General features: G+C 73.9%; 20 protein-coding genes. 13 read left to right on the top strand and 7 right to left on the bottom strand.

The features are described 5' to 3' along the window. Positions 1-65: 65 nt before the first annotated feature. The 3 genes from ABT118_RS22490 to ABT118_RS22480 are packed head-to-tail and all read right to left on the bottom strand — an operon-like array spanning position 66 to position 3,405. On the bottom strand, positions 66-950 hold the full coding sequence (locus ABT118_RS22490) for an SDR family oxidoreductase (RefSeq protein WP_350671712.1): 885 nt from the start codon (positions 948-950) through the stop codon (positions 66-68). Next, positions 947-1,873: an alpha/beta fold hydrolase gene (locus ABT118_RS22485; RefSeq protein ID WP_350671710.1), complete on the bottom strand. Its 927-nt coding sequence runs from the start codon at positions 1,871-1,873 to the stop codon at positions 947-949. The genes ABT118_RS22490 and ABT118_RS22485 overlap by 4 nt, the downstream gene beginning before the upstream one ends. Beyond that, entirely contained in the window at positions 1,870-3,405 is a 1,536-nt protein-coding gene (locus ABT118_RS22480) for a flavin-containing monooxygenase (RefSeq protein ID WP_350671707.1), read from the bottom strand. The genes ABT118_RS22485 and ABT118_RS22480 overlap by 4 nt, the downstream gene beginning before the upstream one ends. A gap of 157 nt (positions 3,406-3,562) precedes the next feature. Here ABT118_RS22480 and ABT118_RS22475 point away from each other — a divergent pair, with 157 nt between their 5' ends. From ABT118_RS22475 to gad, 3 genes are all read left to right on the top strand, one after another. Continuing rightward, positions 3,563-4,309: a MerR family transcriptional regulator gene (locus ABT118_RS22475; protein ID WP_350671704.1), complete on the top strand. Its 747-nt coding sequence runs from the start codon at positions 3,563-3,565 to the stop codon at positions 4,307-4,309. A gap of 300 nt (positions 4,310-4,609) precedes the next feature. Then, positions 4,610-5,815, top strand: coding sequence for an MFS transporter (locus ABT118_RS22470; protein WP_350671701.1), 1,206 nt, complete (start codon positions 4,610-4,612; stop codon positions 5,813-5,815). A gap of 134 nt (positions 5,816-5,949) precedes the next feature. Continuing rightward, positions 5,950-7,377 (top strand): glutamate decarboxylase, encoded by a 1,428-nt coding sequence (gene gad, locus ABT118_RS22465; protein WP_350671698.1) that lies wholly within the window; start codon positions 5,950-5,952, stop codon positions 7,375-7,377. 53 nt (positions 7,378-7,430) lie between these two features. Here gad and ABT118_RS22460 read toward each other — a convergent pair whose 3' ends face one another. Continuing rightward, positions 7,431-8,189, bottom strand: a complete 759-nt coding sequence (locus tag ABT118_RS22460) for a (2Fe-2S)-binding protein (RefSeq protein ID WP_350671696.1) — start codon at positions 8,187-8,189, stop codon at positions 7,431-7,433. A gap of 192 nt (positions 8,190-8,381) precedes the next feature. On the opposite strand from ABT118_RS22460, the gene ABT118_RS22455 reads away from it, so the two are divergent. From ABT118_RS22455 to ABT118_RS22410, 10 genes are all read left to right on the top strand, one after another. Further along, the gene (locus tag ABT118_RS22455) at positions 8,382-9,347 is read left to right on the top strand and encodes a FecCD family ABC transporter permease (protein ID WP_350671735.1); all 966 of its coding nucleotides are present in this window, start codon (positions 8,382-8,384) and stop codon (positions 9,345-9,347) included. Next, entirely contained in the window at positions 9,344-10,399 is a 1,056-nt protein-coding gene (locus ABT118_RS22450) for a FecCD family ABC transporter permease (protein WP_350671694.1), read from the top strand. Before ABT118_RS22455 ends, ABT118_RS22450 begins: the two co-directional genes overlap by 4 nt. Positions 10,400-10,410: 11 nt before the next feature. Continuing rightward, entirely contained in the window at positions 10,411-11,262 is an 852-nt protein-coding gene (locus tag ABT118_RS22445; protein ID WP_502884637.1) for an ABC transporter ATP-binding protein, read from the top strand. Positions 11,263-11,350: 88 nt separating this feature from the next. After that, positions 11,351-12,352, top strand: a complete 1,002-nt coding sequence (locus tag ABT118_RS22440; protein ID WP_350671692.1) for an ABC transporter substrate-binding protein — start codon at positions 11,351-11,353, stop codon at positions 12,350-12,352. A 73-nt stretch (positions 12,353-12,425) separates the two neighbouring features. Then, positions 12,426-13,622: an ATP-grasp domain-containing protein gene (locus tag ABT118_RS22435; protein ID WP_350671690.1), complete on the top strand. Its 1,197-nt coding sequence runs from the start codon at positions 12,426-12,428 to the stop codon at positions 13,620-13,622. After that, entirely contained in the window at positions 13,619-15,307 is a 1,689-nt protein-coding gene (locus tag ABT118_RS22430) for an IucA/IucC family protein (protein WP_350671688.1), read from the top strand. The genes ABT118_RS22435 and ABT118_RS22430 overlap by 4 nt, the downstream gene beginning before the upstream one ends. Further along, positions 15,307-16,512, top strand: a complete 1,206-nt coding sequence (locus ABT118_RS22425) for an MFS transporter (protein ID WP_350671683.1) — start codon at positions 15,307-15,309, stop codon at positions 16,510-16,512. The genes ABT118_RS22430 and ABT118_RS22425 overlap by 1 nt, the downstream gene beginning before the upstream one ends. Further along, complete coding sequence (locus ABT118_RS22420; protein WP_350671682.1) at positions 16,512-18,224, top strand: IucA/IucC family protein; 1,713 nt, start codon at positions 16,512-16,514, stop codon at positions 18,222-18,224. The genes ABT118_RS22425 and ABT118_RS22420 overlap by 1 nt, the downstream gene beginning before the upstream one ends. Further along, entirely contained in the window at positions 18,224-19,396 is a 1,173-nt protein-coding gene (locus tag ABT118_RS22415; RefSeq protein WP_350671680.1) for a type III PLP-dependent enzyme, read from the top strand. Before ABT118_RS22420 ends, ABT118_RS22415 begins: the two co-directional genes overlap by 1 nt. Before the next feature lie 81 nt (positions 19,397-19,477). Further along, the gene (locus ABT118_RS22410; protein ID WP_350671728.1) at positions 19,478-20,275 is read left to right on the top strand and encodes an inositol monophosphatase family protein; all 798 of its coding nucleotides are present in this window, start codon (positions 19,478-19,480) and stop codon (positions 20,273-20,275) included. A gap of 44 nt (positions 20,276-20,319) precedes the next feature. Here the strand turns inward: ABT118_RS22410 and ABT118_RS22405 are convergent, their stop codons facing one another. The 3 genes from ABT118_RS22405 to ABT118_RS22395 form a co-directional block, all read right to left on the bottom strand. Beyond that, entirely contained in the window at positions 20,320-21,522 is a 1,203-nt protein-coding gene (locus ABT118_RS22405; RefSeq protein WP_350671677.1) for a cytochrome P450, read from the bottom strand. Positions 21,523-21,553: 31 nt separating this feature from the next. Beyond that, positions 21,554-22,276, bottom strand: a complete 723-nt coding sequence (locus tag ABT118_RS22400) for a tRNA-dependent cyclodipeptide synthase (RefSeq protein ID WP_350671674.1) — start codon at positions 22,274-22,276, stop codon at positions 21,554-21,556. A gap of 403 nt (positions 22,277-22,679) precedes the next feature. Further along, entirely contained in the window at positions 22,680-23,138 is a 459-nt protein-coding gene (locus ABT118_RS22395; protein ID WP_350671672.1) for a peptidylprolyl isomerase, read from the bottom strand. Positions 23,139-23,174: the final 36 nt, after the last annotated feature.

Here is a 23,174-nt window from a genome sequence, read left to right as displayed (position 1 = left end):
GCGCCCGCATGATCACGAAGATCACCACGCCGGCGACCGCGTAGCTGTGCACCGGCCCGGGCCGGCTACGGCGTGCTGCGCACCGCCGAGTCGGCCTCGCCGCCCGCGCCCACCGGGCGCAGCCGGGAGGCGGCGGTGGCCTTCAACTGCGGGGCCAGCCTGGCCACGTCGCGGGCGCCGACGGCCGCGATCAGGGACGGCAGCAGCCAGCGGACCGGCTGCATGCCGCGCAGCCAGGGCTGGGCGTAGACGTGGGCGGAGCGCCGGGCGATGCCGTCGACCAGGCGGTCCACGGCGGGCGGCAGCGGGTAGGTCTTGTTCGCGGGCCAGGGCAGCTTGGCCCGCATCTGCCGCAGCACCTCGTCCTGGTCGGCGCCGCGCACCATGTCGGTGTCGGTCCAACTCAGGTAGCCGACGCCGACCTTGACGCCCTGGTGGGCGACCTCGGCCCGGAGCGAGTGGGCGAACGCCTCCACCCCGGCCTTGCTCGCGCAGTACGCCGCCATCAGCGGAGCGGGGGTGATCGCGGCCAGCGAGGCGATCTGCAGCAGGTAGCCCCGGCTCGCGGTGAGCGCGGGCAGGAAGGCCCGGGCGGTGGCCACGCTGCCGAGCAGGTTGACCTGGATCACCCGGTCGAAGGTGCCGGGGTCGCTGTCCATCAGCGGCCCGCCGATCGCGATCCCGGCGTTGGCCACCACGGTGTCGATCCGGCCGTACCGGTCCTGGATCGCCTGCGCGGTGCTGCGCAGTGCCTCCAGGTCGGTGACGTCGGCCTCCCAGTGCGAGGCCTCGGGGCCGCACTGGGCGGCCACCGCCTTGAGTTCGGCCGGCTCCAGGCCGACCAGCGCGACCCGGGCGCCGCGCTGGGCGAGCTTACGGGCCATCAGGGCGCCGACGCCCCGGGCGGCTCCGGTGACCACGACGACCTGACCGGCGAGCTGGTGACTCATTCTGCGGCCTTCCTGGCGGTGAGCAGACGGGAGTTGACGAGTCGGCGGATCTCGCCGGCCACCTCGGCCGGGCGCTCCAGCGGGGACATGTGGCCGACGCCGGGGAGTTCGAGCAGGCCCTCGGGGGCGGGCAGCGCGGCGAGCATCCGGCGGGCGTGCACCGGCGGGGTGAGCAGGTCGCGGGTGCCGACCACCACGGCGGTGGGGGCGGTCAGCCGGGACAGCTCGGCGTAGAGGTCCAGGGTGCCGAGCACCCGGGACCAGCGGTACCGGACGCCGGTCGGGCAGGCGTGCACGATCCGGGCGCTGGCCTCGACCAGGTCGGCGGGGGTGGCCGGGCCCATGGTGGCGTACTTGAGCGCGGCCCGGCTGACCGGGCTGACCCGGCCGAGCGGCAGCCGGGACTGGAGCAACTGCCGCCCCAGGAAGCGGCGCAGACCGCGGCCGGGGACGGCGCCCGGCACCACCTTGAGCTCGGTCAGCAGGTCGCCGGGGCCGGTGGAGACCAGCAGCACGGCGGCGGTCCGGTCGGCCACCTCGGCCCGGTCGGCGGCGGCCATGATGGTCATGCCGCCCATGCTGTGCCCGGCCAGCACGGCCCGGGCGCCGGCCGGGACGACCCGGCCGAGCACCGCCGCCAGGTCGTCCGCGAGCTTGGCGGTGGAGTACCCGGCGGCGGTGGCGGGGATGTCGCTGCGGCCGTGGCCGCGCTGGTCGTACGCCACCACCCGGTGGTCGGCGGCCAGTTGGTGGATGACGGGGGCCCAGAACCGGGTGGAGCAGGTCCAGCCGTGGGCGAGCACCACCAGCGGCGCGTCCTCGGGGCCGTACCCGGCGGCGTGGATCCAGTGGCCGTCGGCGGAGCGGATCCGGTACTCCTCGGCGGCGTCGGGCAGGACGCAGTCGGCGGGCAGTGCGGTCATGCGCGGGCCTCCTCGGTGACGGCTGCGGCGGGGGCGGCCTGCCGGATCAGTTCGTACTCGGCCAGGTCGACCGTGCGGGTGGCGCGGCGGAAGCTGGTGGTGGAGGCGGGCCAGAGCGTGGTGTTCTTGCCGGTGCTGTCCTGGTACCAGCTCTGGCAGCCGCCGGTGGACCAGACGGTGCGGCTCATCCGGTGCTGGAGTTCGAGGTTCCACTGCCGCTGGGCCCGGGCGGTGGGCTGCAGGGCGGCCGCGCCGCTCGCCGCGAGGCTGGTCAACGCGTCGATCAGGTAGTTCAGTTGGGACTCGATCATCAGGATCATCGAGTTGTTGCCGAGCCCGGTGTTCGGGCCGACCACGAAGAACAGGTTGGGGAAGCCGCGCACGGTGGTGCCGCGCAGTGCCTCCATGCCGTCCTTCCACTCGTCCGCCAGGCTGACCCCGTCGATCCCGAACACCCGCTGCGCGATCGGCATGTCGGTGACGTGGAAACCGGTGCCGAAGACGACCGCGTCCACCTCGTGCTCGCTGCCGTCGGCGGCCACCAGGGTGGAGCCGCGCAGCTCGGTCAGACCGGCCGACACCACCTCGGTGTTGGCGGCGGCCAGGGCCGGGTAGTAGGTGTTGCTGAGCAGGATGCGCTTGCAGCCGATCCGGTAGTCCGGGGTCAGCTGTGCCCTCAGCTTCGGGTCCGCGATGCCGCGGTGGATGTTGCGGACGGCGAGCTTCTGCACCAGCTTGAGCGCGCCGGGGCGGCGGACGAAGGCGTCCACCTGGAGCTCGCGCAGGGCGAACAGCGCGCCCCGGCGCAGCTTGCCGGAGGGCGGCAGCTTGGCGTGCAGCCACTTCTCGGCGGCCGAGATCTCCCGGTCGTTGCGCGGCAGCACCCAGGCGGGGGTGCGCTGGAAGACCGTCAGCCGGCCGACCTTCGGCTGGATCGCCGGGATGATCTGGGCGGCCGAGGCGCCGGTGCCGACCATCGCGACCCGCTTGCCGGTGAGGTCGAAGTCGTGGTCCCAGCGCGAGGAGTGGAAGACCTTGCCGGGGAAGGTGTCGAGCCCGGGCAGGTCGGGGATCTGCGGGTCGGCCAGCGCCCCGGAGGCGGAGACCACGGCGTCGGCGGTCCAGCTGCCCGCGTCGGTGGTGATCCGCCAGCGGGTGTGCTCCTGCTCCCAGCGCAGCTCGGTGACCGCGGCGTTGAAGCGCAGGTGCGGCCGGAGCCCGAAGGTGTCGGTGACCCGCTCCAGGTAGGCCCGGATGTCCGGCTGGCCGGAGAAGCTGCGGGGCCAGTCGGGGTTGGGGGCGAAGGAGAAGGAGTAGAGGTGCGAGGGGACGTCGCAGGCGCAGCCCGGGTAGCTGTTGTCCCGCCAGGTGCCGCCGACCGACCCGGCCCGCTCCAGGATCACGAAGTCGGTGATCCCGGCCCGGCGCAGCCGGACCCCGGCGCCGATGCCGCCGAATCCGGAACCGACCACGGCGACCCGGACGTGCGGTGTCCCGGCGGGGGTCGGGCGCTTCTTGGTGCTGGCTGCCATGCGTCGGCCTCCTGGGGGGAGCGGAGAGAGGGTGCGCCTGTCCATTAGAACCGCGCCAGTAATTGCTGGCGCGATTGGCAGGGTAGTCCTTGCTGACAGCGAGTGGAAGAAGCCCGACCGCACCGGTTTCGCGGGGCTCAGCCCTATGCTGGGCGCCGTGGAGATCGAGGAGCAGCGGGAGTACCGGGTCGAGGAGCTGGCCGAGGCGGCCGGCATCACGGCCCGTACGCTGCGCTTCTACCGCGAGCGCAAGCTGCTCCAGCCGCCGCGCCGGGCGGGCCGGATCGCCTGGTACGGGGAGCGGCACCTGGCCCGGCTGCGGGTGATCGGGGAGCTGCTGGAGCGCGGCCACACCCTGGGCGGCATCGCCGAGCTGATCGGTGCGGGCGAGAACGGCCAGGACGTGGCCGGGCTGATCGGCCTGAAGGCCGCCATCACCGCGCCCTGGTCGGACGAGACCCCGGTGCACCTGAGCTGGGCCGAGCTGGAGCTCGCCTTCGGCGACCAGCTCACCGACCGCAACACCGCCGAGTCGATCGAGCAGGGCTACATCACGGTCGGGCCGGACGGCATCACCCACGTCAGCCGCCGGCTGATGGACGCCACCACCGCCCTGGTGGCCGAGGGCATCCCGCTCGGCGCCGTGCTGGCCGCCAGCCGCCGGGCGCAGGAGTACGCCGACTCGGTGGCCGAGGTCTTCACCTCGCTGATCCGCGATCAGCTGCTCGGCACGCTGGAGCGGATCGAGGAGCTGACGCCCGGCGAGGCGGCCCGGCTGACCGAGCAGGTGCAGCGGCTGCGGCCGCTGGCCCGGACGGTGGCGGACGCGCAGTTCACGCTGGCGATGGACCAGCGGGTGGCCGCCGAGTACCGAGCGGTGCTGGAACAGCACCCCTTGCCCTGACCCCGAGCACAAGTTAGGCTTACCTAAGTCGACGCGTGAGGGGTCTCGCGCCGGCCGCAGGACCCGCCGAGCCCCCCTGATGACGGTCCATCAGGGGGGCTCGGCCGTTTCCCCCGAGGCCGCGCTCCAGGTGATTCCTACAGGTACCCCACCGTGACCAAGCCACCACGCTGGGCGAACCGACCGTTCCGGGCCCCGCCGCGCACACCGTACGGTCGTGATTCACCCGCAGGACGATCACCTGTCAGGTCGGCGGACGGGAGGCGGGCACCCGAGCCCGGCCGGTACCGGAAGGCCGCCATGGCCGTGTTCACCACCTTCGGAACAGCCGCCCGCCTCACCGGCGGACGCGTGCTGGTCTGGTCCGCGCTCGGGCGGCTGCCGAACGCGATGGCCCCGATCGGGGCGCTGCTGCTGGTCACCCACAACTCCGGCAGCGTCTGGCGGGGTTCGGCCGCGACCGGTCTGCTGGCGGTCGGCCAGGCGGTCGGCGGCCCGCTGGTCGGGCGGCTGGCCGACCGGCACGGGCAGCGGACGGTCGGCCTGGTGGCCGCCGCCGTCAACACGCTCGCGCTGCTCGCGCTGGTGCTCGGCTCGGAGACCGGCCGCCCGTTCGCCGAGCAGCTGGCGGCCGCCGCGCTGATCGGCCTCTCGGTCCCGCTGGTCGGGCCGCTCTCCCGCAGCCGCTGGGTCCGACTGGCCGACGGCGACCCGGAGTTGACCGCCGCGACGCTCTCGCTGGACGGCACCGTGGACGAGGTCTCGTTCACCGCGGGCCCGGCCGTGATCGGCCTGCTGGCCACCCTGGTCGACCCGGCCGTCGGGATGCTGCTGGGCGCCGCCCTGGTCGCGGTCTGCGGCACCCTGTTCGCCCTGCACCCGACCGCCGCCCCCGGCCACCCGGGCCACCGGCGCGGCGCCGGACGGCTGCTGACCACCCCGTACGTGCTGCTGCTGGCCGGGATGGCGCTGCTCGGCACCTGCTTCGGCTCGGTCCAGGTCGGGGTCACCGCCACCACCGGCGCGCTCGGGCAGCCGGGCGCGGCCGGGCTGATCTACGGCCTGATGGGCGGGACCAGTGCGCTGGCCGGGATCGCCACCGTCGCCCTGCCCGCCCGCTGGGACCTGCCGCTGCGGCTGCGGGTCGGCACCGGCCTGCTGGTCGCGGTCTCGCTGCCGCTGCTCGCGGTGGGCAGCGTCGGCGGCCTGACGGTGGCGATCGGCTGCCTCGGCCTGGCCGTCGCCCCGCAGATGATCACGATGTTCGGCCTGGTCGAACGGACCGTCCCGACCGCCCGGCTGGGCGAGGCGATGGCCGCCCTGGTCTCCAGCATCACGCTGGCCCAGGCCGCCGGGACCCTGCTCGCGGGCTGGCTGGCGGAGCGGCACGGCCCGACCGCACCGTTCTGGATCACCTGCGCGGCCGCGCTCGGCGCGCTCGCCCTGACCGCCGCGACCGCGACCACCCGCCGCTACCGCCGCGTCCCCGAGCTCGCGGCGTCCTGACCTCGCGGACGCCCTGGACCAGGGCCGTCCGGGTGAACCTGCCATTGATCCGTACGGCGCACACCGGCTCCCCGGCCGGACCGTTCAATGCTGGGCGCTGAGCCCGTGTCACCCCAGCAGCGAGGAGTCCGCCCGTGGCCGTCCACTCCGGCGCAGATCGCCAACGACCCGCCGACCGCTCACTCGACCGGCTGACGGTCAATCCGTTCCACGGCATGGCCGACCCGGCCGCCGGGATGGCCTCGGCCCCGCCCACCCACCGGCTGGCCGACGGACCGCTGCCGCCGGACACCGCCTACCGGCTGGTCCACGACGAGCTGATGCTGGACGGGAACTCCCGGCTCAACCTGGCCACCTTCGTCACCACCTGGATGGAGCCGCAGGCCGGGGTGCTGATGGCGGAGTGCCGCGACAAGAACATGATCGACAAGGACGAGTACCCGCGCACCGCCGAGTTGGAGCGCCGGTGCGTGGCGATGCTCGCCGAGCTCTGGAACGCCCCCGACCCGGCCCGGGCCGTGGGCTGCTCCACCACCGGCTCCAGCGAGGCCTGCATGCTCGCCGGGCTGGCGCTCAAGCGCCGCTGGGCCAAGCGGAACGCCGACCGCTACCCCTCCGCGCAGGCCCGCCCCAATCTGGTCATGGGCGTCAACGTGCAGGTGTGCTGGGAGAAGTTCTGCAACTTCTGGGAGGTGGAGGCCCGGCTGGTCCCGATGGAGGGCGAGCGGTTCCACCTCGACCCGCAGGCGGCGGCGGACCTCTGCGACGAGAACACCATCGGCGTGGTCGGCATCCTGGGCTCCACCTTCGACGGCTCCTACGAGCCGGTCGCCGAACTCTGCGCCGTCCTGGACGCCTTGCAGGAGCGCACCGGGCTGGACGTGCCGGTGCACGTGGACGGGGCCTCCGGCGCGATGGTCGCGCCCTTCCTCGACCCGGGCCTGGTCTGGGACTTCCGGCTGGAGCGGGTGGCCTCGATCAACACCTCGGGACACAAGTACGGCCTGGTCTACCCGGGCGTCGGCTGGGCGCTCTGGCGCACGGCCGAGCACCTGCCCGAGGAGCTGGTGTTCCGGGTCAACTACCTGGGCGGCGAGATGCCCACCTTCGCGCTGAACTTCTCCCGGCCCGGCGCCCAGGTGGTGGCCCAGTACTACACCTTCCTGCGGCTGGGGTTCGAGGGCTACCGCGCCGTCCAGCAGGCCTCCCGGGACGTGGCCAGGAGCCTGGCCGACCGGATCGAGGCGCTCGGCGACTTCCGGCTGCTCACCCGGGGCGACGACCTGCCGGTGTTCGCCTTCACCACCGCCGAGGACGTCACCGCCTACGACGTCTTCGACGTCTCCCGGCGGCTGCGCGAGTACGGCTGGCTGGTCCCCGCGTACACCTACCCGCCGAACCGGGAGGACCTCTCGGTGCTGCGGGTGGTCTGCCGCAACGGCTTCACCGCCGACCTGGCCGGCCTGCTGCTGGACCAGCTGGGGCAGTTGCTGCCGCAGCTGCGCCGGCAGTCCGGGCCGCTGGACGGCGACCGCACCAGGACGGCCGGCTTCCACCACTGACCGGCCGCTGACCGGCCGCCGACCGGCCGGGCCCGACGGGCCGTCAGGCGCCGTCAGGCCTCCAGCCGGCGGACCCGGTCGGCGTCGCAGGTGCGCGGGCAGGTGACGCAGGCGTCCGGCGGCTCGACCGCGTAGTAGAGGCAGCAGCCGAGCCTGGTCCGGGTCAGGTGGCTGCGCCCCCCGGTGCCGGCCAGGCGGCGGAAGTCGGCGGCGCCGGGGAAGGGGGCGGTGTCCCCCGGAAGGACGGCCTCCGCCACCCGGACGGCGTACTCCTCCTCGCCCCGCATCTTGCCCAGGTACCAGATCCCGGAGACCAGATCGTCCGTCGCCATGCCCCAGAGCGCCCGGGGTCCACGCTTCACGAATGGCTTGAAAGCGTCGAGGACCGGCGCGAAGTGGGCCGCCACGGCGGCCCGCAGCTCGGCCTCGCCACCGGGCGCCGAACCGGTCGGACGGACCATCAGGTCGCCGGTGGCGACCTCGATCCAGACGTCCTCGGGCCGGATCGCGGGCAGCTGCCCGGTCAGGTACCAGGGGCCGCTGAAGAGCAGCCCGGCCGACCAGAGGTAGTGGTGCAGCAGGCGGGAGGCGGCCACGTCGGTCCGGGGCGCCCGGCCGTGCCCGGCCTCGATCCGGGCCGCCTCGGCGGCGATCAGCCGCTCCGCACCCGCCGTCAGCCCGGAGGCTCTCAGCCAGCCCTGACCCGGTGTCGGCTCCGAGGCCAGCGTGACCCGGAGCGTGCCGCAGGTCGTGATCACCGACCGAAGGGTTTCGGCCAAGTGCTCGTCCGGCGGGAGCAGCACGGCTGCCATCCGGGACACCCCGACTCTCTAGATCGATTAAGGTGAGGCTCACCTTATAGCCAGCCGTGCGTCCACCGCACAACCTGAGTGCGAGTTGAGAACTTAGGGAAAGCTAACCTAAGATCTCGCTCCGTGCTTACCACCGACCAGCCGGAGTCCACAGCCCCGGCGCGGCGACCCCAGGCGACCGTCAGACAGCCCCTGCTGCTGCTCGCCGGACTCGCCGCGCTCCTGCTGTGCGCGGCGCTCAGCCTGGCGCTGGGATCGCGACCGATCCCGCTGGGAACCGTTCTTGATGCCCTGTCGGGCCGGGTGACCGGCGGCGACGCCGATGTCGTGACCGGCCTCCGGGTCCCGCGGACCGTCATCGGCCTGACCGTCGGCGCCGCCCTCGGGGTGGCCGGAGCGGTCGCCCAGGGCGTCACCCGCAACCCGCTCGCCGCACCGACCACGCTCGGCATCAACGCGGGTGCGAGCCTCGCCGTGGTGGTGGCGATCTTCACCCTCGGGCTCTCCCACCCGCTCCAGTACGTCTGGTTCGCCGTCCTCGGCGCCGCGGCCGCCGCCGTGGTGGCGTACGCGATGGCCCGGCGCTCGGGCGACCTCGACCCGGTCCGGCTCGCGCTCGGCGGCACCGTCCTGACCGCCGTGCTCACCTCCTGGACCTCCGCGGTGATGCTGGCCAGCCACCGCACGCTGGACGAGGCCCGGTTCTGGCTGGCCGGCTCGATCGGCACCCGCAGCCTCGACGTGCTCACCCCCGTCCTCCCGTTGATCCTGGTCGGCCTGCTGGTCGCGCTGCTGGTCTCCCCCGCACTGAACGCGCTGGCGCTCGGCGACGAGGCGGCCCGGTCGCTCGGCGTGCCGGTGGCCCGGATCCGGATCGTCGGCGGCATCGCGGTGGTCCTGCTGGCGGCCGGCGCGGTCGCGGTGGCCGGGCCGATCGCCTTCGTCGGGCTGGCCGCACCGCACCTGGTCCGGCCGCTGCTCGGCAACGACCACCGCTGGCTGATCCCCGGCTGCCTGATCGGCGGCGCGGTGCTGCTGCTCGGCGCCGACGTGCTCGGCCGGCTGGTGGTCCGCCCCGCCGAGATCGAGGTCGGCATCGTGACCGCCTTCCTCGGCGCCCCGATGCTCGCCCTGCTGGCCCGGAAGGCCGCCCGGTGACCGCCGCCCTGCCGGTCACCGGCCTCCGTCCCCGGGCCGGCGCGATCGCCCGGCAGCGCCGCCGCACGGTGCTGATCGGCCTCGGCCTGACGCTCGCTCTGGTCCTGCTCACCGCACTCGCCCTGAGCACCGGTCAGGTGCAGCTGCCGCTGCTGGAGTCGCTGCGCGCACTGGTCGGCCTGGGCGACCCGGGCAGCGTCCTGGTGGTGCAGGAGTTCCGCGCCCCCCGGGTGCTCTCGGCACTGATCGCCGGGGCCGGTCTGGCCGTCTCCGGCTCGCTGCTCCAGCGGCTCTTCCGCAACCCGCTCGCCTCCCCCGACGTGGTCGGGGTGACCGGCGGCGCCTCGTTCGGCGCGGTGCTGATGCTGGCGCTCGGCGCGAGCCAGGCGCTGATCCCGGTCGCCGCGCTCGGCGGCGGGGTGCTGGCCGCGGTCCTGCTCGGCTCGTTCGCCTGGCGCTCCCGGATGGCGGTCAACCGGCTGGTGCTGGTCGGCCTGGCGGTCCAGTCCGGGCTGGCCGCCGCGGTCAACCTGATGCTGGTCCGGTTCCCGGCCGAACTCGCCTCCTCCGCGCTGCAGTGGATCACCGGCTCGCTGTACGGCCGGAACTGGGCCGAGCTGCAGATCGCCGGCCTGGCCATCCTGCTGACCACCGCGCTGGTCTTCCTGCTGCACCGCCGGGTCGCGGTGCTGGACCTCGGCGACGACTCGGCCGGCGGGCTCGGCCTCGACCCGAACCGGGCCAGGGTCGGCCTGCTGCTGCTCGCCGTGGTGCTGGCCTCGATGGCCGCCGCACTCTGCGGCCCGGTGGCCTTCGTCGCCCTCGCCGTCCCGCACCTGGTCCGGCTGGTGGCCGGGCCGCCGACCCCGGGCACGCTGCTGCTGAACGCGCTCACCGGCGCCCTGCTGCTGCTCGGCTCGGACTACCTGGTGCTGAACCTGCTGCCGATCCACGGCCTGCCGGTGGGTGCCGTCACCGCCACCCTCGGCGCGCCCTGGCTGCTCGTCCTGATGATCCGCCAGGGGCGGCCGCCCCAGAGGAGTGAGTCGTGACCACCACGCCGCTGACCGGCACGACGCCGGCCACCGCACCGCCGGCCACCGCGTCGCCGACGTCCAATCAGCTCACCGCCACCGGCCTGCACCTGCGCTACGGCGACCGGGCCATCGTCGAGGCGCTCGACCTCACCCTGCCGGGCGGTTCGGTCACCGCGATCGTCGGCCCGAACGCCTGCGGCAAGTCCACCCTGCTGCGCGGCCTGACCCGGCTGCTCGCCCCGGCCGCCGGCACCGTCACCCTGGACGGCTCCGACATCCACCGGATGGGCGCCCGGGCGCTGGCCAAGCGGCTCGGCCTGCTGCCGCAGCAGCCGGTCACCCCCGAGGCGATCACGGTCGAGTCGCTGGTCCGGCTCGGCCGCTACCCGCACCAGCGGCTGCTCAGCCCCTGGTCCGCCGCCGACCAGGCCGCGGTCGAGGACGCGCTGGCCCGCACCGGCACCGCCGAACTGCGCGACCGCCCGGTGGACCAGCTCTCCGGCGGCCAGCGCCAGCGCGCCTGGATCGCCCTGGCACTGGCCCAGGACACCGAGTTGCTGCTGCTGGACGAGCCGACCACCTTCCTCGACCTGCGGCACCAGCTGGAGGTGCTCGACCTGGTCGCCGACCTGCACGACCAGGCCGGCCGCACCGTGGTGATGGTGCTGCACGACCTGGGCCAGGCGGCCCGGTACGCGGACCACCTGGTGGTGCTGGACGCCGGGAGGCTGGCCGCCGCCGGGCCGCCCGCCGAGGTGCTCACCGCCGAGCTGGTGGAGGCCGTCTTCCAGGTCCCCTGCCAGGTCGTCCCCGACCCGGAGACCGGCACCCCGCTGGTCGTCCCCCGGGCCAGGACCCGCCGCCCGGCGAGCACCTGACACCCGCTCAACAGACTTCCGGCCCGTACCCGTCGGCGCCGGCCGCCCCACCCTGCCCCGCCCCCGTACCCACAGCAAGGACCTGACCATGTCTCAGCCCGCCGCCCTGCGCAGAATCCCCGCCCTCCTGCTGGCCGCCGCGCTCACCGTCTCGCTCGCCGCCTGCGGCAGCAGCGCCGGCTCCTCCGACGCCAAGCCGGCCGAGGGCTCGAAGGCCGCCGAGGCCGGCGCCTTCCCGCGCAGCGTCAAGCACGCGATGGGCACCGCCGAGATCAAGGCCCAGCCCAAGAAGGTCGTGGTGCTGGACAGCGGCGAGCTGGACGACGTCACCCTGCTCGGCATCACCCCGGTCGGCGCGGTCGCCCCGCACCTGAAGACCGAGGGCGGCTTCCCCGCGTACCTCAAGGGCAAGGTCGACGGCACCAAGGACGTCGGCCCCAGTGCCGAGCCCAACCTGGAGCTGATCGCCTCGCTCAAGCCCGACCTGATCCTCACCTCGAAGGTCCGGCACGAGAAGGTCTACGCCAAGCTCAACGCGATCGCGCCGACCGTGATGACGGAGACCACGGGCTTCCCGTGGAAGGAGAACCTGGCGGTGCACGCCCAGGCGCTCGGCAAGGAGGCCGAGGCCGCCAAGGCGCTCAAGGCGTACGAGGCCAAGGCCGCCGCGCTCGGCAAGACCGTGGCCGAGAAGAACGGCGGCAAGGTGCCGACCGCCTCGGTGGTCCGCTTCGTGGCCGGCCCGACCCGCCTGTACGCCAAGGCCTCGTTCAGCGGCGTGGTGCTCAAGGACACCGGCCTGGCCCGCCCGACCCCGCAGGACGTCGACCAGGCGATGCTGGAGGTCGGCCCCGAGCTGATCAACCAGGCCGACGCCGACCTGGTCTTCGTCACCGTCGCCACCGACCCGAGCAAGACCAAGCAGGCCGAGGTCCAGGCCACCCCGGTCTGGCAGGGCCTGACCGCGGTCAAGAACGCCAAGGTCTTCAACGTGCCGGACGAGACCTGGATGTCGGGCATCGGTGTGCAGGCGGCGGAGCAGATGCTCGGCGACATCGCCAAGGCCGCCGGCGTCGACGCGCCCAAGTAGTCCTCCCGGCCGGGGGCGGGTCCACACCTCGCCCCCGGCCGTCCGTTCCTGCCTCCCGAAGAGGACCCTCGCCATGCGGATGTACCTGCTCGCGCTCAACCCCACCGACTCCGTCACCGACGGCTTCCTGCCCGCCGCCGCGCGGCTCGGGCTGTCGGTGACCGTGCTCACCGACTCCCCCGAGGCGCACCGGAAGGCGTACGCCGGCATGGAGTCCGCCCCCGAGGTGGTGGAGTGCCCGGTGCACGACCACCGCGAGGTGATCGGCCTGATCTCGCAACTCCAGGCCCCGGACGCGGTGTTCAGCAACAGCGACCATCTGCAGACCCAGACCGCCCTGGCCGCCGAGTACTTCGGGCTGCCCGGCAAGGACTGGAAGGCGACCCTGCGGGCCAAGAACAAGGCCCAGTTCCGCCGCCACCTGGCCGCCGCCGGGCTGGACGCGGTCTGGTCCGGCGAGCTGGCACCGGGGCAGGACCCGGCCGAGCTGGACCCGCCGTTCCCGTGCGTGGTCAAGCCGCGCGAGGGCGTGGCCAGCGAGGACGTCGCGCTGGTGGCCGACGCCGCCGAACTGGCCGAGCGGGTGGCCGCGATCCGGTCCCGCCGCTCCGGTGCGGCGCTGGTGGTCGAGGAGTTCCTGGCCGGCGAGCTGTACACGCTGGAGACGCTCGGCGACGGCACCGTCCGGCACGTGCTCGGCGGCTTCCGCACCCGGCTCTCGCCGCCGCCGAACTTCATCGAGGAGGTGCTGGAGTTCGTCCCGGCCCACCCGCAGGCGGTGACCGAGCAGGTGCTGGCCCAGCTGGACGCCGTCGGCGTCGGCCTCGGCGCCTGCCACACCGAGTTCGTGCTGCAGGCCGACGGCCGGGCCCGGATCATCGAGATCAACTACCGTGCCATCGGTGACCAGTGCGACCTGATGCTGGCCCAGCTGCTGGAGATCCCGTTCTTCGAGCACGTGCTCCGGGCCCACCTCGGCGTGCCGCTGCCCGCCGACCTGGGCGCCAGGACCGACGGGCGGGCCCGCAACGAGGCGGTCTGCGCCGACCGGGCCGGGGTACTCACCGCCGCCCCCGGGGCGCACGACCAGGACCGGGACGGGGTGAAGCTGACCTACCGTCCGTTCCGCCCGGTCGGCGAGCGGCACGACCACTACGGCACCAACCGCGACTACCTCGGGGTGATCTGGGCGGTCGGTACCGACCAGGCCGCCGTGGACCGCGCGGTGGCCGAGTTCATCGCGGCCAACCGCTGGGAGATCACCGCGTGAGCACCGCCCAGCAGTCGACCGCGGCAGACCAGTTGACGCTCCGGGTGCTCGGCGCCCTGCTCCGTGAGGACGTCCTGGGCCTGCGCACCCGGAGCACCGCGGAGGAGCGGCCCGACGGCCGCTGGCTGCGGCTCGGCCCGCTCGCGCTGCCGGTGCGGGCGGACGGCTTCCAGAGCGAGCTCACCGCCCGGCTGCCGCTGCTGACGGTGCGGGACCTGCCGGTCACCGGACTCCCGGCGATCCTGGCCGAGCTGGCCGAACTGGCCGACCCGCAGGACCGGGACGGCTACCGCGGCTTCGCCGAGGAGTGCCGCCAGACGCTGGCCACCATGGAGCTGCACGCGGACGTCCGGGGCCAGGTGCACGACCTGCTCGCGCTGCGCCACGGCAACCACCCCGCCGACTGGACCGGTCCGGCCGCCTCGCTCGCCTTCGACACCCTGGCCGCCTTCCTGGACCACCCGGTCTACCCCACCGCGCGCGGCCGCTCCGGCCTGAGCGAGGACGAACTGCGCCGCTACGCACCGGAGTTCCACCCGAGCTTCGCGCTGAACTGGCTCGCCGTCCCGGTCGGGGCGCTCGCGGTCGACACCGCCTCGCCGCGCCCCCACTGGTGGCCGACCCTGGAGCAGCTGGGCCTCGGGCACCTGAGCACCACTCACCTGGCGTTCCCGGTGCACCCGTTGAGCACGGCGGACGCACTCGCCGCCGCCCCGGGCTCGGTGCTCGCCGAGGTGGCGTACCTGGAGGTGGTGCCGACCCTGTCGATGCGCACCGTCGCCCTGGCCGAGCACCCCGAGTGGCACCTCAAGCTGCCACTGGCCACCGCCACCCTGGGGCTGCGCAACCGGCGCACCATCAAGCCGGGCACCCTGGAGGACGGCGCGGCCGGCCAGCGGCTGTTCGAGGCCGTGCTGGCCCGCGAACCGCGGCTGGCCGAGCGCATCCTGCACGCCGACGAGCAGGGCTACGCGCACACCGGGCACGAGCTGCTGGCCGTCCTGACCCGGCGCTACCCGGCCGGCCTGGAGGACGCGGTGACCGTACCGCTGGCCGCGCTGCTCGCCCCCGCGCCCGGCGGGCTGGTGATCGACCTGCTGGCCGAGCGGTACCACGGCGGCTCGGTGACCGCGCTCTACCGGGAGCTGCTGACGCTGCTGCTGGACTGGCAGACCACCCTGTTCGGGTACGGCATCGCGCTGGAGTCGCACCAGCAGAACACCTCGCTGGTGCTGGACCGGGTGGACGGCGCCACCCGGCTGCGGCTGCTCTACAAGGACAACGACGGGCCCCGGGTGAACACCGCACGGCTCGGCGAACTCCGGTCCTTCGTCGGCGAGTTCGACGACGCCCGGGTCTTCTCCGAGAGCGACCTGGCGCTCACCGACCTGTTCACCACCATCACCGGCCACCTGTGCACCGCCTCGCTCGCGTTCGGCCTGGCCGCCCACGGCCGGGCCCCGCTGGCCGAACTGCTCGGCCTGCTGCGGGCAGAGCTGGAGCGCTCGATCGGGCGGCTCGGCCCGGTCGGCGACCCGCTGCGGGCCGCCCTGCTGGACGCCGAGCGACTGCCGGTGAAGGCGATGGTCACCGCCGGATCGCTGCTCAGCAAGGAGCGCTCCGGCGCCGCCGACATCAACAAGCACTACACCAGCGGGCCGAACTACCTCCGGCTGGAGGCCTGATGAGCACCGCAGCCGCCGAACGCGCGGCCGCCGGCCAGACCGCCCCGGCCCCGGCCCCGGCCGGGCTGGACCGCCGCCAGGTGCACGCGATCGCCGCCTGCTACTTCGTCGCGTCCTTCGCGGCGCTCGGCCTGCCACCGTTCCTGACCCAGATCCTGCCCGGCCTCGGCGACCGGAACGGCGACTGGGCCGGGGTGCTCTACATCGTCCCGACCGTCTTCAGCGGCCTCGGCGCCCCGCTCTGGGGCCGGCTGGCCGACCGGTTCGGCCGGAAGCGGCTGCTGCTGCGGGCCCAACTCGGGCTCACCGTCTCGTTCCTGGTCGCCGGCTGGGCCGACAGCCTGCCCGCCTTCACCGTCGCCCTGGTGCTCCAGGGCTTCCTCGGCGGAACCTTCGCCGCCACCAACGGCTACCTGGCCGCCGCGCTGGAGGGCCCCCGGCTCTCCAAGGCGCTCACCCTGATGCAGGGCAGTGCCCGCGCCTCGCTGGTGGCCGCGCCGATCCTGGTCGGCGCCCTCTCGCCCTGGATATCCCCGCACCGGCAGTATCTGGTGATGGCCGTTCTCCCGCTCGTCGCCGCCGGGCTGCTCGCGCTGCTGCCCGAGCCGTCCAAGCCGGTCCGGGCCGAGGGCGCCGAAGGCCCGGCCGCACCGGCCGTGCCCGGCTCGCTCAAGCTGCTCTACACGGTCGAGTTCGCCTTCGTCTTCTCCACCATCATCTCCTTCCCGTACCTGGTCGCGCTGGTGCAGCAGAAGCTGCCCGGCGTCTCCGGCACGGTGACCGGCCTGCTCTTCGCGCTGCCGCACCTGTGCTACCTGGCCACCGCCGGACGGGTGCACACCCGGTTCCTGGAGCGCCCGCGCGCCGGGCTGGCGATCGGCTTCGGCTTCGTCGCCCTCGGCCTGGCCGCGCACGGTCCGGCCGCCTCCCTGCTCACCTTCGCCCTCGCCCGGCTGCTGCTGGGCATCGGCCTGACGCTCGGCCTGGTCTGCCTCTCGGTGCTCGCCGCCGAGGCATGCCGCGGGCGGGCCCCGGGCCGGATGTTCGGCTCACTCGAATTCGTCTCCAAGGGCGGCGCGGTCGCCGCCGGAGTGGTCGCCGCGCTGGTCAACAGCACCTTCGGTCCGACCGCCCCCGTGCTGACGGGCACCGTCACCGCGCTGGCCGCCGCCGCCCTCGTCCTCCTCTCCCGCAGGAGCAACTGATGCCCGCACCGCTCGACACCGCACCGCGCACCGACGTCGCGGCCCCCGAACTCCCCACCGCCGACCAGGCCGTGGCCCACACCCTGCTCAACTGCCTGCTCCGCGAGGTCTCCGGGCCCGAGCACCAGACCGCGATCGTGGACGGCCGACTGCACCTGCGGCTGCCCCGCCGGGGCGTCACCCTGCGGATCGCGCTCCGCCGAACCTCGCTCACCGGCGCCCACCGCTTCACCGGCCCGGCCTTCGAGGAGGGCCCGGACGGCGTCCGGGAGCTGGGCTGGCAGGAGCTGGCCGAGCACGTCCAGGCCGAGCTGACGCTGCGCACCGGGGTGCGCAACGAGGAGTTCCTCACCCAGCTCGCCTCCAGCCGCGCCGGGGTGGCCCACGGGCTGGACCGACGCACCGCACCGGGCCCGGACCGCTACCTGGAGTCCGAGCAGGCCCTGCTGTTCGGCCACCGCTTCCACCCGGCCCCCAAGTCCCGCTACGCCGAACGCGGTTCCTGGGACGACTACGCCCCGGAGGCCCGGGCCGCGTTCCGGCTGCGGCACCTCGCGGTGCGGTCCGAGTACGTCGCCCAGGACACCGCCGATCCGGCCGCGCTGGCGCTGCTGGACTCGCTGGGCGAGGTGCCGGCCGGCTACACCCTGCTGCCCGCCCACCCCTGGCAGTACGAACTCCTCTGCGACCACCCGGGGTTGACGGCCGCGATCGAGCGCGGCGACGTGATCGACCTGGGCGAGCGCGGGGAGCCGTTCAGCGCCACCGCCTCGGTCCGCACCCTGCACGGCGCGGGCGCCTTCCTGAAGTTCAGCCTGAACGTCCGGATCACCAACTGCCTGCGCAAGAACGCCGCGTACGAGCTGACCGGCGCGGTCGCGCTGACCCGGGTGCTGGCCGAGCCGTTCGCCGAGCTGGCCCGGGAGTACCCGGACGCCGCGATGCTGCGCGAGCCGGCCTTCCGCACCCTCGCCCTGCCGGGCCCGGACGGCGAGCTGGACAACTCGCTGTTCGAGGGCTTCGGCCTGATCGTCCGCGAGGGCCTGGAGCGCTACCTGCGCCCCGGCGTCACCGCGCTGCTGGCGGCCGCGGTGGCCGACGAGTACCCGACCAGCTCGGCCCAGCTCGGCGGGCTGCTGGGCGACTCGGGACCGGCCGGGGCGCTCGACTGGTGGGGCGCGTACCTGCGCCTGGTGGTGCCGCCGGTGCTGGCCGCCTACTTCGAGCACGGCGTGGTGCTGGAGCCGCACCTGCAGAACGTGGTGCTCGGCGTCGACGCCGGGGGCCGCCCGGTCCAGGTGCTCTTCCGCGACCTGGAGGGCACCAAGCTACTGCCCGAGCGGAACGCCGCCCTGCTGGACCGGCTGCCGCCCGAGGTGGCCGGGCCGATGGCCTACGACGCCCAGCGAGGCTGGGACCGGGTGATGTACTGCCTGGTGGTCAACCACCTGTCCGAGCTGGTCTCCGCACTGGCCGACCTGCACCCCGCCCTGGAGTCCGCCTTCTGGGCCGAACTCCGCACCGTACTGGGCGAGTTCGCCAACGCGCACGGCTGCCCGCCGCGGCTCGCCGCGCTGCTGGCCGGCGTCCCGCTGCCGGCCAAGGCCAACCTGCTCACCCGCTGGGAGCGCAAGGCCGACCGTGAGGCGGGGTACGTCCCGCTGCCCTCGCCGCTGGGCGAGTCCGTCCTCGCCCTGAGCTGGAGCGCCTGATGTCCGTCGACACCCTGATCGCCTCGCTGACGTCCGACCAGCTCCCGGTCTACGTCTACGACCTGGCCGCCCTGCGGGCGCACGCCGCCGCCGTCCGGGCCGCCCTGCCCGGGCGGGTCGAGCTGTACTACGCCGCCAAGGCCAACCCCGAGCCGGAGATCCTGGCCGCGCTGGGCTCCGCCGTGGACGGCTACGAGGTCTCCTCCGGCGGGGAGTTGGCCCATGTCAGGGCCGCCGTCCCGGAGCATCCGCTGGCCTTCGGCGGCCCGGGCAAGACCCCGGCCGAGGTGGCCGGGGCGCTCCGGCTCGGGGTCCGGCGCTGGCACGTGGAGAGCGAGCACGAGCTGCGGCTGCTGGCCGCGCTCGCCGACGGCCCGGTGGACGTGCTGCTGCGGGCCAACCTGCCGGTGGCGGACGGCTCGCTCGACTCGGTGAAGCTGGCGATGGGCGGCCGCCCGACCTCGTTCGGCCTCGACCCGGCGCTGGTCGAGCGCTGCGTGCGGCTGCTGGCGGAGCCCGGCTTCGAACGGCTGCGGCTGCGCGGCGTGCACGCCCACCTGGCCAGCGGCCTGGCGGCGGACGCCCAGCTCGCGGTGGCCGAGCAGGTGGTCGAGTGGTCGCTGGCGCTGGCCGCGCGGCACGGTGTCACCTTCGAGGAGGTCAACGTCGGCGGCGGGATGGCGGTCGACTACGCCGACCCGGACGCCCGGTTCGACTGGACCGCCTTCGGCACCGGGCTGGCCAAGCTGCTGGAGCGGCACCCCGGGCTGACCCTGCGGATCGAGCCCGGCCGGGCCCTCACCTCCTACTGCGGGTTCTACGCGACCGAGGTGCTGGACGTGAAGCAGAGCCACGGCGAGGACTTCGCGATCGTCCGGGGCGGCACCCACCACCTGCGCACCCCGGCCACCCGGGGCCACGACCAGCCCTTCACCGTCAGCCCGGTGGCGGAGTGGCCGTACCCCTGGGAGCGGCCGGCCGTGACCACCGGGCGGGTGACGGTGGCGGGGCAGCTGTGCACGCCCAAGGACGTGCTGGCGGCGGGGGTGCCGGTGCGGCAGCTGCGGGCCGGGGACCGAGTGGTGTTCGGGATGGCGGGCGCGTACGCGTGGAACATCTCGCACCACGAGTTCCTGATGCACCCTCGGCCGGGGTTCCACTTCGTCGGCTGAGGCCCACCGGCAGGGCGGCGCAGGTCGGGCGCCGCCGCACGTGCGAGAGTGGTACCCAGCGAAGGGAGCGCGCACGTGCTGATGGAGAAGGTGGCCGAGATCCTCGCCGAGGCTTCGGCAGCGGCGGTCGAGCCGCGATTCCGGGCACTGGCCGCGGGCGAGGTGATCGAGAAGGCCCCGGGGGAGATCGTCACGGTCGCCGACCGGGAGGCCGAGGAGATCATCTCCCGGCGGCTGCGCGAGCTGCTGCCGATCCCGGTGGTGGGCGAGGAGGCAGTCGCCGCCGACCCCGGGCTGGCCGAGGCGCTCCGCTCCGAGCCGGCCGTCTGGCTGGTCGACCCGGTGGACGGCACCTCCAACTTCGTCGCGGGCCGCCCCGATTTCGCCGTGATGGCCTCCCTGGTCCGGGCCGGGCAGACGGTCGCCGCCTGGATCTGGCAGCCCGTCACCGGGACGGCGTACGCGGCCGAGCTGGGTTCCGGCGCCTGGCGGGACGGCCACCGGCTGCTCCGCCCCGCCGTCACCGACGCGCCCGAGAAGTGGCGCGGCTCGGTGAAGAGCCGCTTCCTCGACCCGGCCGAGCACGACCGGATGCAGTCCGCCGTCCGGGTCTTCGGGAAGACAGGCCCCGGGCTGCGCTCGGCCGGCATCGAGTACCCGCAGATCGCCGACGGCGAGAGCGAGTTCATCCTCTACTGGCGGACGCTGCCGTGGGACCACTCCCCCGGCTCGCTGCTGGTCACCGAGGCGGGCGGGGTCTCCGCCCGCCTGGACGGCAGCAGCTACCGGCCCGAGCCGCCCGGCGGTCCCGACGGCCTGCTGGTGGCGGCCGACCCGGCCGTCTGGGAGCAGGTCAGGACCGCCCTGCTCGGCCCCTGAGCCGCTCCCGGGCTGCTCTGCCTGCGGAGCCGGTCGCCGAGGGGTCACCAGACCACGGGCAGCCGCTCCGGCAGGCGCTTGATGAAGCCGGGCCGCCAGGCCAGCTGCTCGGCCGGGAAGGCCAGCCGCAGCCCCGGCAGCCGCTCGACCAGGACCTGGAGCGCGATCTCGGCGTGGGTGCGGCCGAGCGCGGAGGCCGGGCAGAAGTGCCGGCCCGCGCCGAAGGCCAGGTGCGGGTTCTCCGGGCGGTCGAAGTCGATCCGCTCCGGGTCCGGGAAGACCGCCGGGTCGTAGTTGGCCCCCTCGATCAGCACCAGCACCAGCTCCCCCTGACGGACCAGCACCTCACCGACCTGCACGTCCGCCAGCGCGATCCGGGGCAGCGCGTCACCGATCGACAGGTTGTACCGGAGCAGCTCGTCCACCGCCCGGCCGATCAGCGCGGGCTCCGCGCGCAGCCGGTCGGCCAGCTCGGGGCGCTGCGCCAGCGCGATGATCGCGTGCAGCAGGAAGGACGAGGTGGAGACCGCCCCGGCGCCGAACAGCGAGAGCGCGACGGTGGCCAGCAGCTCCTCGTCCACCCGGTCCGAGACCTCCGGCGAGCGGCGCAGGGCGGCGAACCGGCCGAGCAGTCCCTCGGTCGGCTCCGGGTCGGCGTTCAGCCGCTCCAGCATGTAGCCGAGGTCCTTGTACCAGTTCGGCGTCGAGCCCTCGAACGGCACCGGGCTGGTCTGGAAGGCGATGTCGATGCCGCCCATCAGCCGCCGCCAGTCGTCGGCCGGGATGCCCAGCAGCCGGCAGTGCAGCGCGGCCGAGTACGGCTCGGTGAAGCCGTCCCGGAGGTCGGCCGGCGGGCCCTGCTGCACCAGCACGTCCAGCAGCCGGTGCGCCTCCGCCTCCAGCCAGCCGCCCAGCTCCTTGTCGGCGCGCGGGGAGAGCGTCTTCATCACCGCGTCCCGGAGCCCGGCGCTGTTGATGTTGCCCATGTTGTTGACCACCTCGGGCGGGATGGTCAGCGCGTACTGGCGCGGCACGCCCGGGTTGGCGGTGTCCTTGAGGCTGAACCGCTCGTCCTCCAGCACCTGCTTGGCCAGCTGATGGCTGCTCACCAGCCAGGCCGGGTCGCCGGTCAATGTGGTGACCTTGGCGACCGGGTGCTGCTCCCGGAGCAGGGCGGCCTCGGCGGGCAGCACGTCGCCGCGCCGGGAGAGCGGGAAGGTGAACTCGCGCTGTGCACTCGTGGTCATCGGGGTTGCTCCTCTTGGGGTTCGGTACGGGTCAGGCGGCGGTGGCGACCTGGGGCACGGCCCTGGGCCGGACCACCGCGTAGGCCTGTTCGGGTGCTGCACGCAGGCCGTGGCCGCGACCGAACAGGACCGGGGTGAGCGGGAGTTCGACGTGGTAGCAGGAGACCGAGGAGGGCACGCCGAGCAGGCTCGGGGTGTCCAGGAAGAAGGGCAGCTCGGCCGCGATGTAGGCGACGCCGGCGGCCAGCTGGTCCGGCGAGGGGGCCTCGCCCTCGGGCAGCCGGGCCGCCAGGAAGCCGGCCGCCATCCCCTCGGCGGCCTGCCGGAAGTCCTGGTCCTCGACCAGGGCGGTCGCGACCTCGGCGGAGAGCCGCCGGTAGGCGGGGGTGTCCGCGAACTCGGACAGCGCGTGCACCCCGACCCCGGGGCGGCCGGCCAGCTCGACGCCGCGCTCGATCCGCCGCCGGGTGGTCTTGATCTCCTTGGCCGCCCGGCGACTGGCCTGGTCGGCCGGGTAGCCGAAGGCGGCGAACTGGGTGTCCACGTGCAGGTCGGCGTGGACCACATCCACCGAATCGAAGAACTGGCGCCCCCAGCGCACCAGTTGGGCTATCCGGAGGTGGCTGAAGTAGCTGTTGCCGGGACTGACTCCGATCAGCAGATGGTCGCCGCGCTGCCAGAGCCGATGGCAGCGGTCGGAGAACGGCAGGGCCTGGAAGGTGCTGAAAGTGGTGCTCAGGAGCGTTTCGGTCATGCCGCGGCCTCCGCGTCGCAGGACTGAGTACAGGGAAGTGGTGCCGATACCAAGGGAGTTGATGCCCCGGAACCTGATTGGGGGGCCGGGAGGGGCCGCGCCGGATGACGGCGGGTCACTGCTCCCTTGCGCCGCGAGTCCCAAGGAGCCGTGTGCTCCCGGTGTGGCGGCGGCTACTAGAAGTTACCGCCGAGCTTCGGCGAATCCGCAACCAAGGCCGGGTGGTTGGCGAAAACCCGGCGCACAGCGGCCGAAAACCACTGGACAGGGATCGGAAGGTATGTCCACGGAGGCTTCGACGGAAAACCCCGGACATTCCCACGGGGCGCCCTGCGGTCGCGCTTTCCTACGAATTCTGACAGCCGGATCGGGAATCCGGCTGTCAGATTCGCCACTATCCTTTTCAGGCGCCGAACTTGGCGCTGGTCACCTTGTCACCGACCCGCAGCTCCTGCACCACGTCCAGGCCCTGGACCACCCGGCCGAAGACGGCGTAGTTCAGGTCCAGGAAAGCCGCCGGGCCGAGGGTGATGTAGAACTGGCTGGAGGCGCTGTTCGGATTCTGACTGCGGGCCATCGACAGCGCACCCGCCTCGCCGTGCTTGAGCTCCGGCGTGACCTCCAGTTCGATGGTCCGCTCCCGGCCGGTGTCCGGGTCGATGAATCCCCCGGTGCCGTTTCCCTTCGGGTCGCCGCCCTGGATGACGAAACCCGGCTCGTGGCGGTGGAACGTCAGCCCGTCGTAGAAGCCGCGCTCCACCAGGTCGGCGAAGTTCCCGGCCGTGACCGGCGCCTTGTCCTCGTAGAGCTCCACCGTGATCGTGCCCTTGGTGGTTTCGATCACCACGGTTCGGTTTGCCACTGTTGACCACCTGTCATGCCGGGGGGTTTGTCCTGG

Origin of the sequence: Kitasatospora sp. NPDC002040 (genome assembly GCF_040296785.1) — a bacterium.
In the GTDB taxonomy this organism is placed as follows: Bacteria; Actinomycetota; Actinomycetes; order Streptomycetales; family Streptomycetaceae; genus Kitasatospora.
The sequence above is the reverse complement of the archived record's forward strand: the minus strand, read 5'-3'. Positions and strand labels throughout refer to the sequence as shown.

Bases quoted from the DNA above. Each gene is read 5' to 3' on its own strand.
- ABT118_RS22490 (WP_350671712.1), bottom strand. From the start codon at position 950: ATGAGTCACCAGCTCGCCGGTCAGGTCGTCGTGGTCACCGGAGCCGCC.
- ABT118_RS22485 (WP_350671710.1), bottom strand. From the start codon at position 1,873: ATGACCGCACTGCCCGCCGACTGCGTCCTGCCCGACGCCGCCGAGGAG.
- ABT118_RS22480 (WP_350671707.1), bottom strand. From the start codon at position 3,405: ATGGCAGCCAGCACCAAGAAGCGCCCGACCCCCGCCGGGACACCGCAC.
- ABT118_RS22470 (WP_350671701.1), top strand. From the start codon at position 4,610: ATGGCCGTGTTCACCACCTTCGGAACAGCCGCCCGCCTCACCGGCGGA.
- ABT118_RS22460 (WP_350671696.1), bottom strand. From the start codon at position 8,189: ATGGCAGCCGTGCTGCTCCCGCCGGACGAGCACTTGGCCGAAACCCTT.
- ABT118_RS22440 (WP_350671692.1), top strand. From the start codon at position 11,351: ATGTCTCAGCCCGCCGCCCTGCGCAGAATCCCCGCCCTCCTGCTGGCC.
- ABT118_RS22435 (WP_350671690.1), top strand. From the start codon at position 12,426: ATGCGGATGTACCTGCTCGCGCTCAACCCCACCGACTCCGTCACCGAC.
- ABT118_RS22425 (WP_350671683.1), top strand. From the start codon at position 15,307: ATGAGCACCGCAGCCGCCGAACGCGCGGCCGCCGGCCAGACCGCCCCG.
- ABT118_RS22420 (WP_350671682.1), top strand. From the start codon at position 16,512: ATGCCCGCACCGCTCGACACCGCACCGCGCACCGACGTCGCGGCCCCC.
- ABT118_RS22415 (WP_350671680.1), top strand. From the start codon at position 18,224: ATGTCCGTCGACACCCTGATCGCCTCGCTGACGTCCGACCAGCTCCCG.
- ABT118_RS22410 (WP_350671728.1), top strand. From the start codon at position 19,478: ATGGAGAAGGTGGCCGAGATCCTCGCCGAGGCTTCGGCAGCGGCGGTC.
- ABT118_RS22405 (WP_350671677.1), bottom strand. From the start codon at position 21,522: ATGACCACGAGTGCACAGCGCGAGTTCACCTTCCCGCTCTCCCGGCGC.
- ABT118_RS22400 (WP_350671674.1), bottom strand. From the start codon at position 22,276: ATGACCGAAACGCTCCTGAGCACCACTTTCAGCACCTTCCAGGCCCTG.